The sequence below is a fragment of the Paenibacillus mangrovi genome, assembly GCF_022898935.1.
GTDB classification, from domain to species: Bacteria; Bacillota; Bacilli; order Paenibacillales; family Paenibacillaceae; genus Paenibacillus_AQ; species Paenibacillus_AQ mangrovi.
The window spans coordinates 99058-112560 of record NZ_JALIRP010000013.1 but is presented as its reverse complement, the minus strand read 5'-3'; the positions used below and the strand labels follow the sequence as shown (position 1 = coordinate 112560).

General features: G+C 49.7%; 10 protein-coding genes. All 10 read right to left on the bottom strand.

Going from position 1 to position 13503, the window contains the following annotated elements; genetic code table 11:
• Positions 1-18 precede the first annotated feature (18 nt).
• Positions 19-831 (bottom strand): carbohydrate ABC transporter permease, encoded by an 813-nt coding sequence (locus MUG84_RS23630; RefSeq protein ID WP_244729745.1) that lies wholly within the window; start codon positions 829-831, stop codon positions 19-21.
• Positions 828-1817, bottom strand: a complete 990-nt coding sequence (locus MUG84_RS23625; RefSeq protein WP_244729743.1) for a carbohydrate ABC transporter permease — start codon at positions 1815-1817, stop codon at positions 828-830. The genes MUG84_RS23630 and MUG84_RS23625 overlap by 4 nt, the downstream gene beginning before the upstream one ends.
• Before the next feature lie 41 nt (positions 1818-1858).
• A complete protein-coding gene (locus MUG84_RS23620; RefSeq protein ID WP_244729740.1) occupies positions 1859-3130 on the bottom strand; it encodes an ABC transporter substrate-binding protein in 1272 nt (423 codons plus the stop codon).
• Between the two features lie 133 nt (positions 3131-3263).
• Positions 3264-4448: a response regulator transcription factor gene (locus tag MUG84_RS23615; protein WP_244729730.1), complete on the bottom strand. Its 1185-nt coding sequence runs from the start codon at positions 4446-4448 to the stop codon at positions 3264-3266.
• Positions 4426-6171: a sensor histidine kinase gene (locus MUG84_RS23610; RefSeq protein WP_244729718.1), complete on the bottom strand. Its 1746-nt coding sequence runs from the start codon at positions 6169-6171 to the stop codon at positions 4426-4428. The genes MUG84_RS23615 and MUG84_RS23610 overlap by 23 nt, the downstream gene beginning before the upstream one ends.
• A 212-nt stretch (positions 6172-6383) precedes the next feature.
• Positions 6384-8090, bottom strand: coding sequence for an amylo-alpha-1,6-glucosidase (locus MUG84_RS23605; RefSeq protein ID WP_244729716.1), 1707 nt, complete (start codon positions 8088-8090; stop codon positions 6384-6386).
• Between the two features lie 176 nt (positions 8091-8266).
• Positions 8267-8740, bottom strand: coding sequence for an SRPBCC family protein (locus MUG84_RS23600; RefSeq protein WP_244729714.1), 474 nt, complete (start codon positions 8738-8740; stop codon positions 8267-8269).
• A 183-nt stretch (positions 8741-8923) separates the two neighbouring features.
• Positions 8924-10135 carry an SEC-C metal-binding domain-containing protein gene (locus tag MUG84_RS23595; protein WP_244729711.1) on the bottom strand — a complete coding sequence of 404 codons (1212 nt, stop codon included), beginning with the start codon at positions 10133-10135 and terminating at the stop codon, positions 8924-8926.
• Between the two features lie 122 nt (positions 10136-10257).
• Positions 10258-12138 carry a molecular chaperone HtpG gene (htpG, locus tag MUG84_RS23590; protein ID WP_244729708.1) on the bottom strand — a complete coding sequence of 627 codons (1881 nt, stop codon included), beginning with the start codon at positions 12136-12138 and terminating at the stop codon, positions 10258-10260.
• 122 nt (positions 12139-12260) lie between these two features.
• Positions 12261-13367 carry a glycosyltransferase family 4 protein gene (locus MUG84_RS23585; protein WP_244729702.1) on the bottom strand — a complete coding sequence of 369 codons (1107 nt, stop codon included), beginning with the start codon at positions 13365-13367 and terminating at the stop codon, positions 12261-12263.
• Positions 13368-13503 lie beyond the last annotated feature (136 nt).

Here is a 13503-nt window from a genome sequence, read left to right as displayed (position 1 = left end):
CCCTTCCTTTCTCTCTAATTATCCTTTGATGCCTGTTGTCGCAATTCCGCCGACGATATAGCGCTGTGCAAAGAAGAAGATAGCCAGCGGCGGAATGGAGATCAGGCAAGTAATCGCCATAATCGACTGCATATCGACGCCGTACATGCCCTTGAACTGGGACAGGCCAAGCGTCAGCGTATATTTCGTCTGATCATTCAAGAAAATGAGCGGACCGAGGTAGTCGTTCCAACAGCTCATGACCTGAAATACGCCTACCAGAATCAATGAAGGCCCCATCAGCGGCACGATGATTCGGAACAATACCGTGAGCTTGCTGGCACCGTCGATCGTAGCCGCTTCATCCAGTTCCCTCGGCAATGTCAGAATAAACTGCCGCAGCAAAAAGATATAATAGGCCGAGCCGAACCAGGACGGCACAATCAGCGGCTTAAGCGTGTTGATCCAGCCCAGATAGTTGAATTCCATGTACTGCGGAATCATCGTGACTTCCCATGGAATCATCATGGTCGCAAGGACGATGAGGAACAGGAAATCGCGCCCCTTGAACTGGAATCTGGCGAAGCCGTATGCAACAAGAGTGCAGGAGATCAGCTGACCGAGCGTAGATAAGGCCGTTACGGTCACCGTATTTTTCAAAAAGAGATTAAAGGGCTGGATATTCCATGCCTCAGCAAAGTTGCTGAATTTCCATTCGGAAGGAATCCATTTGGGCGGAAACAAGTACAGCTCCTGCGGCGACTTCAACGCCGTCGTAACTGCCCAGAACAAAGGTGCGATGAAGAGCAGCGAAAATACAATCAGCAGGGTGTACGTGATTACTTTTCTCATCCGGTCTGCCCCCCTTTTCTTGCTTTAAGCTTCTTCTGCGGGTTCTTCTTCATTTCACCCTCGTAGAACACCCAGGCTTCCGATGACTTGAACACTAGGAACGTCAGCACAAGCACAATCAGGAACATGAACCAGGCATTCGCGGCGGAATAACCCATTTTATAATATTTGAATGCGTTCTCATACATGTACATCGCATAGAAGTACGTGGATTTCATCGGCCCGCCTCCCGTCAGCAATAACGCGAGGGTCAGCTGCTGGAACGCGGCAATAATCGAAGTAATTAAGTTGAACAAAATCGTTGGCGTAATCATCGGGATCGTCACACTGAAGAATTGACGGATTTTACCCGCACCGTCGATCGAAGCCGATTCGTACAGATCCTTTGGAATGCCTTTAAGCCCTGCCAGAAAAATCAACATCATCGAACCCTGGCCCCAAAGACTGGCAATGACCATCGCCACAAGCGACCACTTGGTATCATTGAGCCAGTCAGGCCCCTGAATGCCGAACAAAGACAGGAAGTAATTCAGAATCCCGTATTCTCCGCTGTACACCCAAGACCAAATCATGGCCAGCGCCACGCCTGAGATTACAGAAGGAAGATAGAATGCCGTCCGGAAGATCGCGCTCCCCCGCACTTTTTGGTTCAATAGCATGGCGAGCGCAAGTGCGAGCACAATGTTGAGCGGAACGAAAAGCACCGCAAACTTCAAGGTAACAGAAAGCGATTTCCAGAACATCGGATCATCCGTAAACATCTCCACGTAGTTGTCGATACCGATGAAGGTTACTTTACCGACGATTGGCCAGTCAAAAAAAGAAATGATTAGCGAGAACAACAGCGGTCCTAACGTGAAGACAACAAATCCGAAAATCCAAGGAAAAATGAAGAGGTAGGGAGCAGCCCCACCCCATCTGCGTTTTCTCAAGAGCTTTAGGGCGGCTGTCTGTTCCCGTGTATTCTGCAGGTAGGTCTGAGCCATCTCCTAACCTTCTTTCTACTTAAAATAAATGAAAGCAAGTGTTATTTCATGTAACGTTCGCTGTCCTTAACGGCCTGGTTCAGCACGTCTTGGGCATTGCTGCCGTGCATAACCGCTTCGACGGCTGCCGACAGCTGGCGGTTCACTTCATTCCATTTCGGATTCAGCAGGAACGCAGGAGTATTGTCCGAGCGTTCAAGCATCGTGTAGTAAGGCTTGTAGAGCGGATCCTGATCCTTTTTGAGTTCGGTTACGACACTTTGACGAACAGGCAGATCTGCTACGCGCATTTTGATCGATTCATCGGATACATAGAATTTGATGAACTCCCAGGCGAGATCTTTTTGCTTGGAGTCTTTTGCAATGGACAGCGCGGATTCGGCCAGCACGCCCTTCAACGGTTTGCCCGGGAATGCAGGCATTTCAACGGTACCCACATCGATCCCCGCTTTTTTGAACGATTCCAGCGGCCAGATTCCGCTTTCCCACATGGCGATTTTGCCGGCTTTAAAAATATCGTCACCGCTCTGCTGGCCTTTGCCGCCTGTCAGCACTGCGGAGCCGTTTTTCACCATGTCGCCGAACATTTGAATGGATTCAGCCGTTTCTTTGCTGTTCATGTAGCCGTCGATGGTTTTGCCATCCGGCGAAATGAAGGAGCCACCGTTACTCCACACAAGGCCCTGCAGGTCATAGGTGTCATTTTCAGCCCGAACCCCGAAGCCATACTGCTTCTTGGACTTGTCAGTCAGCTTTTGGGCGATATCCTGGAACTCGCTCCAGGTCCATCCGTCTTTCGGATAAGGGATCCCTGCAGTATCAAACAGCTTCTTGTTGTAATAGACGACGCGAGTCGTGAATCCGGCTGGAATGCCGTAGAGCTTGCCATCGATTTTGCCGTAGTTAAACAATCCTTTGTAAAAGTCATCTATGTTGAGGTCTTTATCCTTTTCTGCAAAGCTGTCAAGTGGCTCAAGTGATTGATGATAGGTTGGGAAGTCCCACATATACATCACATCCGGCGGGTTTCCTGCTCCAAAGCCCGCGGCCATTTTCTGGTCGAAACCATCCGCATAAGCCTCCACCTGCACTTTCGTGCCGGGGTGCTCCGCTTCAAATTTCTTGGCGATATCCTGCTCGATTTTGAGCGTATCTCCCGTATCCCAGGTCGCAAAGCGAAGCGTTTTCGTTCCATTCGAGCCGCTTTCCCCTTGGCCGGCAGTATCGGTGCTTCCACCGCTGCCGCCGCATGCAGACAGTACGGATACCATCATCGTTGTTGCAAGGACAATGAGTGAAATTCTCTTTTTCATATTGTCAGCTCCCCTATTTAATGAGGTGTATAATAATTGAACCGCTTTCATCGTAACCTAAAATGAAAGCGGTTCAAAACGTGCATCTATTCGAATGTTGTTGTGATTTTGTTCGAATTTCGCGAGGAGGGTGTCAAACTGTTTGGGAAGCGTCGCCTTTTTGTTGGGCACGGTAATGGCTTGGCGTCTGCCCTGTGCAGCGCTTGAACCATTTGCTGAAATATTTGCTGTCCCCAAGCCCTGTCCGCTCGGCAATCTCCTGCATCGTCAGCGTTGTATCCCGCAGCAGACCCGAGGCCAGGCGCAGTTTGCGCTTATATTGGAATGCGATAAAGCTGTCACCGACAGCCTTCTTGAACAGAATGGAGAAGTGGCTGCGGCTGAGACCGACCTCCTCTGCGAGATCGCTCGCCGACCAGTCGGCAGCCGGGTTCGCATGCAGCAGATGGACAGCCTTCCAGATCGGTTCCGGCCAGTCTTCTCCCGATACGCCATAGATTCGCTCCAATTCCGCCTCTTTATGCAGAGACAGGAACGCCTCCTTCAAATCCTCGGTGAGCATCAATGACCCTCTGCGGCTCCACTGCAGCCTGCCGCATCTGCTTTTGCATTCAACCAGCAAGCTGTTCGCGGCCTCTCTAAGGGAATCAGACACAATCCAATAGCAGTATTCTTCCCCGTATGGGATCAGCGTTCCTTCGCACATACCGCATTCAGCCTGCTCTGCGTCCTGCAAAAGCCCGTTCCAGGATGAGCCGCATTCCGCCGTCCGGATCAAGTAAATATGCAGCGGTTGTCCGTTATAATGCCACGGGCCCTCATGCAGCTTGGCAAGCTCTGCAGGAAATTTATCGCTGCGCCCGTTCAGCCAGGAAAACAGCAGCGTCTCCAGCCGTTCGCCATCCTGCGGAGTCTCGGGAACTGGAACCGACAGCTCCCGCTGAAACTTCTCCAGCATCTCCTCCAGCTCCTCGTCTTCAAAAGCCGTTTTCAGAAGATAACCCGATGCCCCGAGGCGCATTCCCTGCTGTGCATATTCGAAATCGCGGTGGCAGCTAAGCAATATGATTCGGGTATCCTCCGCCGTCTCTTTGACCTTACGGGAGAGCTCGATCCCATCCATCTCCGGCATCACAATGTCCGTGATCACGACTTCAGGACGGTATTCGAGAAAAGCTTCCCAGGCTTTCATCCCGTTCGGCGCATCAGCGACGACCTCCATCCCGAACCGCTCCCAAGCAACAGTCGAGCGGAGTCCTTTGCGTACAATGCTCTCATCATCAGCGATCAGCACCTTAATTTTCTTGGCTGTATCCATCGGAACGCTCCTCCTTTTGGGGCCAACGAATGATAATGGTTGTGCCCTCACCTTTAGTGGAATATACCGTAAGCCCGTACTGTGGGCCGAAATGCAGCTTAAACTTCTGATCTGCGTTCTGAACACCCAGTCCACCGCGCCCGCGGCGCTTCGGACCTGCTGTAAACAAATGCTCCAGTTTCTCCGCCGTCATTCCTGCGCCGTTGTCCCTGATTGTTAACAGAAGTTCTTCCGCTTCCTCCTTGACATCCAGTTCAATGACACCGATGCCGTCGGTGAAGCCATGGAAAAATATATTTTCAAACAGCGGCTGCAGCGTCATCCGCGGAATTAGGTACTGCTTCAGCTCCTCCCTGCAATGCAGCTCATAGTGGAAAACGGCGCCGTACCTGATCTCCTGGATTTTCAGAAAATGCTCAATCATGCGCAGCTCTCTGCCAAGTGTAATCAACTCCTGTGAAATGTCCAGATTCCCCTCCAGCACCATCGTCAAATGGTACAGCATTTGGCGGATATCCTCGGCCCCTTCGAGCCGGGCCTTCCACTGGATCGAATTCAGCGTATTGAACAGCAAATGCGGATTGATCTGGTAATGAAAAGCTCTCAGCTCGGCTTCTTTTTTCAGCCTCTCGCTTTGTTCCACTTCCTGAATTAGCGTCTGAACACCGCTCACCATCCGGTTAAAGCTCATATCGAGGCTTCCCAACTCATCCCTGCCTTCGACGGGCATCCGTGTATCCAGCTTGCCGAAGCTGACCTTTTGCATCGAATCCTTCAGCGTGCGAATCCGTGAGGTAAAATGGGATGAAAAAATATAAGCAAGCCCAAAGGCAAGAATGCAGGAGATCACAGCCACTATAATCGTATTGGAGCGGATAATTCCCGACGACTGATAAAAGGCTTTGGACGGCAGCCTCGCTTCGATCGTCCACTGATTGACGGCCAGCGTCCGCTTCCAGATGATATCGCTGTCTTTCGGAGTGATAGCCGAAGCACTCTTGTATACGATTCTTCCATCCGGCGCCTTGATCGTTAAATGGGCTTTAGTATCCTCCTCAAACAGCCGGTACATGTGAAGCAGCTCCTGAGCATTTTCCTCAATCAATATCGTGCTGCCATCATGCGTCCCGTTCGAATTGTGAATGGGCATCGCAAGTCCGAGCACAGGCGGACTGGAATCGCTTTCACTACTGCTCGCATGATTTTGCATATAAAAACCTAGCCAGTAGGTTCCTTGATAGGATGCCGGCTTCGCCTTCCATGCAGGAATGTTACCCAGCTTGTTCACATCGAGGTTGTTCTCCCCATAATAATAGCCTGAAGGGGTTATGATATAAATTCCAGCTGTCAAATCGGTCCGGAGTGATGTCAGAAGCGCCTCAAAGTCATTTTTTTCGATGATTTCATTATAGGTTACAGGAGCTCGATTACCAAGATCCGTACGGGCCGGATCCATCAAATAGGAATAGATCGTCTCGCTCATCTGCTTCATTCGGCTTAAGGATGAATTCGTCTGCTGCTCCAGCTGGGCGACGGCATTTTCACCATATTTCCCAAACTGCGAATTGATCATTCTGGCAGACTGGTAATAGGATAACGCTCCCAGTGATAGCAGCGGAATGAGAGTCACGATGAGAAAACAAAACAACAGCTTGGTCCGGATGCTGCGGTAGGAACCGGACAAGATGCGGCGGTAAAACCGCTGAAGCCACTGGACTTTCACGCACGTTTCCCCCTCGCCTGCAAGTAATATATATCTGCATTCTAGCATGGAAAGGCCTTCAATAGATTAAAACACACATTTTGGATGATATCACTTTCAACCCTATTTTTGAAAATACTTCTTCATTGCTGAACTATTTCAACAGATAAACGGGAAAAGCACTTCCACGGGTATGCCGTTTAAAACCGGCCCGAAGAAGTGCAGTTTCACGTTTATGTTGTATACTCATGCCCCAGAATTAAAAATACACTCGAGGTCCATGTAAATGCCCTGTCACGCAGACCTTCGCCGGTAAGGGCATCGAAATTCTCCGCCATACCGCTGCGGCTTAGCATGCTGCAGAAGCGGCGGGATACCTCCTGCGCCAGCTCCATGTCACCTGCTGCAGAGGCGCCCTCCACGAGCAGCATCGTCGATGGCGCCCAGATCGGACCACGCCAATATCCATCCGGCTCATAATAGGGGCTGCTGACACTTTCCGTTGCCCAGCCGTTCGCGGTCAGGAAACGGTTTTCTTCCCGTAATCCTTCCAGAAGCGCTATACGGATATGGTCGGGAAGCCGTTTGCCGAGCAGGATCGGTGCGAACAGCAGCAGGCTGTCCCCATCGGACGGCTCATGCGTGCCCGAGCGGCAGGATATGAATTTCCCATCCTTCCAGAAGTGGCTGATCATCTTCGCCAGCGTATCCTCAGCGAGCCGTCTCCATGCTGAGGATTCCTCCGCAAGCCCGAGCAGTCCGGCGATTTCAGCAAGAAGCTCGGTCTGGATGATCAGAAAAGCGGCCAGATCAGGGCTTTCGACCGGAATCCCGAGATTAAACGCCGTACTGTTGTCCCAGCCTGAATCATTGCCGTGGTTATATTGGGGAATGCCATCGCCATCCCCGTCACGGTACCGGAACCACCATTTCGTCCACTTGGACAGCGGTCCGTAAACCTCCCGCAGCTGCCTCTCACGGATGTAATCGGTCCGCTGCATCATCCAGGCCAGCGTCCAGCCATGAATCGGCGGTTTATTGCAGTTCCACAGCTCATATTTATCATTCACAAAGTCGGGAATAAGGCCGCTCTCATCCTGCCGGTCAAAAAAGATCATGAATTGGTCCCATGCCAGTTTCGGATCGTGGCGCACAAGGGCCATGGCATTAAAGCAGTGATCCCAGCTCCAAATATTCGTCATCCAGTTCTTCGACATGTACATGGCTGGACGGGTCAGGCATCCCTCTGCCGGTACCAGGCAGGACCAGGTGATATAGGCGGCCAGGTCTCTCCCTTCCTGCCATCGCTCAGGGACTGTGAGACTGCGCTCAAGCCACATCGAAAAATCCTTTTGGGCAGAATCCGCTGCAGCATCAAAGGACTCCCACACTTCCCTCGGCTCCCACACGGTACGAAACTCCTCTACCGCAAACTCCGAAGTTTTCGTGAGTGGATCCGCGCTGAACTCCGCTACCACACGCGAGCTCTTGATTTTGTCCCACGGCACTTCCATCTTCATACCGCCCGCAAGCCGGGTCAGCATAAAGCGGCATTCATGGGTAAAGCTGTTCATCTCCCAGCTGTCCTTGTTCACTTCATAGGCATAATCGTATGCTGCGGGCATAAAGGTTAGCCGGACGCCGCAGCCCTTGGAACGGATTCGGAACGTCCGGCTGTCCGAAATGCAGATTTCGGCATAAATAGAGGGCGCTTTGGAATTCAGCCTGACAACTTCGGGATAGCCTTCAGCCGTAAACGGAATCGGCTCGCTGTGCTGATCGATCAGTTCAATACGGAATGCCTCACCGAACTTGTCATCACCGCCACGGACGGTTCGCAGGTAAAGGCCTTGCTGTCTATTCTTTCCTTCAGGCAGAAGTGATACCGCTAGGAACGTTTCTCTGCGGCTGAAGGGCACTATGCTCAGGTCAAATTTCATGGCTTTTCTCCTTCATCAAGAGGAATAATACGCTTTCATTTTACCTCTTTGCTCAGGAGATGAGGACGTTCAGGTGTTTTTGCGGCAGAGGGAATTTTGTTGGGAATTCAGTTACTGGTCCACTCCGGGTGTCTTTTTGTTAGAGAAAAGGTGTAGTACTGTTAGAATCACCCGCCTCATTCATTCCCCGCCATCATTTGCGTATCGAGTTGTTCAAGGACAAACGGCCAGGCCTGTTCATGCCCGTCCCGCGATTCCTGATCCGGAAACCCCGCATGGGTAAGACGAAGCAGCGTGCCGCTGCCTTGGGGCCCCAGTTCAACGGTAACAACGGTCTCCGCCCCTTTCGTTCCCCCTTCCCCAGTCACCCACGTTAATTCGACGAGACGATCCTGTTCGAGTCTCAAAAAACGTCCGTAATGGGGATGTCGCTTTGCTTCGCTCTCCGTTTCGGGTTTGAAGACAGTCTCAAAGAAAAAAGGCGTATTGACTTCCCCCTTCATGATTACCGTCCCAGGTGCTGCAAACCACCGGTCAAACTGCTGTGTCCACGCTCTGAAAAGCACGCCCGGTGCTGATTCCATTCGACGCTCCACTTGTAAATGGAACGGTCTTGAAGAAAGATCAGGTATAGTGATAGGTTCGGTCATTCATTCTCATTCCTTTCTGGTCAATGGGTTTTCTTGATTCATGCCATACTTATCATTTCCCTTATTATTGCAGGTATCAATCAGGGACGCAAAAAAAACACCCTGCAGTACATCGGACTCCCTAAGGAGAATCCAAATCTGCAGGGTGAATCATTCATCATATCATATGATTTAAATTAATCCTTACTTACCGTGACATTTCTTATATTTCAAGCCGCTTCCGCATGGGCAAGGTTCGTTTCTTCCGACTTTAGTAACAACGTTTTCGGAATCGTCCACGAGTCTGACAAGCCCTTTGCCCTGATCTTCTCCCTCTTTCATAGCGCTCATCTCTACCAGCGTATGTCCGCCGTTCGCCCACATTCTGGTGCTGTTGTACACCTCTGCAAGCAGGGAAATGACGCGCTGTGCATGAACCGGTGTTTTGAAGGAAATCTTGCGGTTCTCGAACTGATTAATCAGCTCCTGCATCGAAGATTTGTTCATGCAGGCCAATTGAATATCGTCAATCAGGTACTCTACAAGTTCCTGATCCTTGGTCATATTGTTAAGTACGAAACCTTTCAATTCGGCAAGCTGCGGCGTCATTTCGAAGTAGCTCAGGTCCGCATAGCGGAGAAGCTCTTCTTTTTCCGGAATATAAAACGGCTTGCTGTCCAGGTCTTGAGCCAGTTCAGCCAGCTTGTCTGCATCCGCACCGTTTGCAACGAATCCGTTGAAAAGAACACCATCGTGGAGCAGGACATTCTGACCGCGTTCGATCATCTCACCTGCATACTTAGAAAGTTCCTCTTCGGTTACGGCTTCGCTATTCTGAGAATTGAATATATGAACAAGCTTGTCCAGCTTGATGACACCATACAAATGAGCGGCAGCGGCGATATATTCATAGGCCTCCTGCTTGGAGCCATGCTCCTTGTTCAGCTCGGACAGATTAATCTGGGATGCAGCGGCCTTAATTTCCTCCGGCATCAACACGTACAGCTTGCCTTCACTGAAAAAGCTGAATACCAGTCCGCGCTCCAAAAAGTATGAATACTGTCCAAAAGGAAGTTCATTATTCTGAATGGACGGTTCCTTAATAAACGTTTCCAGAAGAGCCCACTCGTCCGCATCCGTGACTAGAACGATGGACTTCAACTGCTCGGGATCGGTCAAATATGCTGAAAGAGCATCCGCAAGTTCTTCCTTCTTCATCTTGGAACGTCCGGAAATTTGATTGACGGTAGCAAGCGAAGAAAGTCTTGATTTGGTCAAGCTTTGCAAGATTTCCGGCAAACGTGTCATCACGTCCCCAATGATGGCGTGCTGTATATTACGTTCTTCCATTTGTAACCTAGGGTCTTCCAACATGTACACCTCTTCCAGATTGATAAACATGCGCGGCGTAACCAAAAAAAAGCCGCACCTTTACCCATTATACACTATTCCGGCAAAATCATCTTCTATACTAATAATTTACAAATACACCCGGCCTCCGGAAGGCCGGGCATCGTTGATGTTTGCCTATAAACAGGTTACACCATAATCTTGCAAATATCGTTTGTAAAATCAACCGGGTCCTGAATCGGCAGCCCTTCAATCAGCAGCGCCTGATTATACAGCAGGCTGGTGTACAGTCCCAGCTTCTCCTGATCCTTTTCAAACGCAGCCTTAAGCGACTGGAACACTTCATGATGGACATTGATTTCCAGCACCTTGTCCGCCTGAATGCCTTCGCCGTTTGGCATGGCTTTCAGCACTTTTTCCATCTCGATCGACAGATCGCCCTCGGCCGTCAGGCACACCGGATGGGACTTCAGCCGCTTGGAAGCCTTAACGATCTTCACTTTGCCGGAGAGCAGGCTCGACATGGCTTCAAACAGCTCCTTGTTCTCAGCCGCTTCTGCTTCGGACGAAGCGTCTTCCGCATCTGTTTCGATGCCAAGATCGCCGCTAGATACCGATTTGAACTCCTTCTCTTTATAGTTCATCAGCATCTTGATCGCGAATTCGTCAATGTCATCGGTCAGGTACAGAATTTCGTAGCCTTTGTCAGCAACAAGCTCGGTCTGAGGAAGCTTCTCGATGCGCTCTACGGATGTACCGGAAGCATAATAGATATACTTCTGGTCTTCCGGCATTCTGGACACATACTCATCGAGAGTAACCAGCTTCTTCTCTTTGGAGGATGTGAACATCAGCAGGTCGGACAGCGTGTCCTTATTCGCGCCGTAATCATTGTATACGCCGAATTTCAGCTGTCTGCCAAACGCTCTGAAGAAGGTTTCGTATTTCTCGCGGTCATCCTTCAGCAGGGACTGCAGCTGGCTCTTGATTTTGCTCTTGATATTCTTGGCGATCAGCGTTAGCTGGCGGTCATGCTGCAACATTTCCCGGGAGATGTTGAGGGACAGATCCTCGGAATCGACCATCCCTTTCACGAAGCTGAAATAGTCCGGCAGCAAATCGCCACACTTGTCCATAATCAGCACGCCGTTCGAATAGAGCTCCAGCCCTTTTTCGTATTCCTTCGTGTAATAATCAAAAGGCGTATGTTCCGGAATGAAAAGAATCGCATTATATACGACAGCGCCATCCGCCTTAACATGTACATACGACAGCGGCTTGTCGAACCCGTAGCGCTTCTCGGCATAGAAGTTCTCATAGTCTTCCTGCGTCAGCTCGCTTTTGTTCTTGCGCCAGATCGGTACCATACTGTTGACGGTTTGCTCTTCCTTGTATTCCTCGAACTCTCCTTCGCCGCCTTCTTTTGGACGGTGTCCGGTAACATCCATCTTGATCGGATAACGAATGAAGTCGGAATATTTTTTAATGATGCTTTTCAGGCGGTACTCCTCGAGGTAATCATCATACCGGTCGTCTTCGGTGTTCTCTTTGATCTTAAGCGTAATTTCCGTACCGACCGAATCCTTCTCGCACGGCTCGATCGTGTAGCCATCCGTGCCTTCGGACTCCCAGCGGTAAGCTTGGTCGCTGCCCAGCGCTTTACTGATTACCGTCACCTGATCTGCAACCATGAACGCGGAATAAAAGCCGACCCCGAACTGGCCTATGATGTTGTGCCCGTCCTTCGCTTCGTTCTCGCTCTTGAAAGCAAGCGATCCGCTCTTCGCGATAATACCGAGGTTATTTTCAAGATCCTCCTGCGACATGCCGATCCCTGTATCTGCAATGGTTAATGTGCGGTTTTCCTTATCGGCAGTAATGCGGATGTAATAATCATCTTTATTGAATACAAGCTGATCATCTGTTAACGCTTTGTAATAGATTTTGTCGATCGCATCGCTGGCATTCGAGATCAATTCTCTCAGAAAGATTTCCTTCTGCGTATAAATCGAGTTGATCATCATTTCCAGCAATCGTTTTGATTCGGCTTTAAACTCCTTTTTGATCATGGGTCAGGCTCCTTTCGATATCAAACGTTTCGTTAGCACTCTATCATCCCGAGTGCTAATTCTTATTTTTATATATCATACCTTTATTTTCGAAGTCAATATGTAACAGAAGAATGAGAGCTTCAGACTTCTGATCTGGTGGCTTGTGAGTACAATGAGACGATCTTGGACGCAGTCTGACTCCATGTGAAATGTTGAAGTACGGTGCTGCGGCCATTATTGCCCAGAGTACACTGCAGCTCTCTGTTCTTCTCTAATCTGATCAAATATTTCGCAAAACGACTCGGATGGCGGTATGCATCTACTAGATAGCCGTTGCTGCCGTGCTTCACAATCTCAGGAATCCCCCCAATCCGTGAGGCAATAACAGGCAGACCGGTTGCCATGGCTTCCACATTAACAAGACCGAAGGCCTCATGTTTCTGGGAAGGGCAGACAAAGCAGTCGGCCATCTGGTAGATCCTATGAATCTCTGAATGATCTTGCTTACCGAGCCACGTTACAGGTACGCCAAGCTTTTTTGCTTGCATGCGCAGCTTTCTTAGATAAGAAGCCCTCCCCTTACCTGCAATAATGAGATGAAGAGGAACCTGTTTACGGGCAAGATACACTGCTCGCAGCAGCACAGGGACTCCCTTGCGGGGAATAATCCGCCCTACGAACAGAACAGTAAACCTATTGCCAATACCATATTTCTGTCTGGCTTCTGAACGCTCAGATTCACTTGGAGGGGTGAATGTAATGATGTCGACACCGAGTTCTACCGTACGTATTTTGTGAGCTTGGGAAGGGAAACGAACGATCAATTCATGCATTAGTGAATTGCTGTTGGCAATGATGAGGTCAGCATACTTTAAGCTGTTAGCAATATGCCGTGTATGAGGAACAAACGTAAGGGAATGTAGAAATAGTGTCACTTTCATTTGTGGATACATATTTTTGATCGACGCCATGTAATGAGGACGGTTATCCACTTGGATCACGTCATATGAACTTCCTTGAATAAAACGCAGCACGGAGGCCAAATACACTTCGGAGCTCTCTGAAGAGACCCTGACGATTTTTACCCTGTTTATGGTGCTTTGAAAGGGCATGCCATTCGATGCTCTGCTTACAACAGTTACCTTATGGTTTTGGGCGAGCTGCTGGGCAATGGCCAGAATACAAATCTCGACTGAACCGCTGCCAGGAACAGGGAGTTGTTCAGGTGCTACAATCAATATCTTCAAATCAAGCTTCCTCCTGTCCAGCTATATAGATCCGAGAGTAGCACACCAAACGCTATTTTCGGCTTTATCTTACTATCTATGCAATCAGCTTATAGATCGTATAGTTTTCCATCATCGCAGCATACCCATTATTTCT

Excerpts from the sequence above, each read along its gene's own strand:
- MUG84_RS23630 (WP_244729745.1), bottom strand. The coding sequence starts at position 831 with ATGAGAAAAGTAATCACGTACACCCTGCTGATTGTATTTTCGCTGCTC.
- MUG84_RS23625 (WP_244729743.1), bottom strand. The coding sequence starts at position 1,817 with ATGGCTCAGACCTACCTGCAGAATACACGGGAACAGACAGCCGCCCTA.
- MUG84_RS23620 (WP_244729740.1), bottom strand. The coding sequence starts at position 3,130 with ATGAAAAAGAGAATTTCACTCATTGTCCTTGCAACAACGATGATGGTA.
- MUG84_RS23615 (WP_244729730.1), bottom strand. The coding sequence starts at position 4,448 with ATGGATACAGCCAAGAAAATTAAGGTGCTGATCGCTGATGATGAGAGC.
- MUG84_RS23605 (WP_244729716.1), bottom strand. The coding sequence starts at position 8,090 with ATGAAATTTGACCTGAGCATAGTGCCCTTCAGCCGCAGAGAAACGTTC.
- MUG84_RS23600 (WP_244729714.1), bottom strand. The coding sequence starts at position 8,740 with ATGACCGAACCTATCACTATACCTGATCTTTCTTCAAGACCGTTCCAT.
- htpG (WP_244729708.1), bottom strand. The coding sequence starts at position 12,138 with ATGATCAAAAAGGAGTTTAAAGCCGAATCAAAACGATTGCTGGAAATG.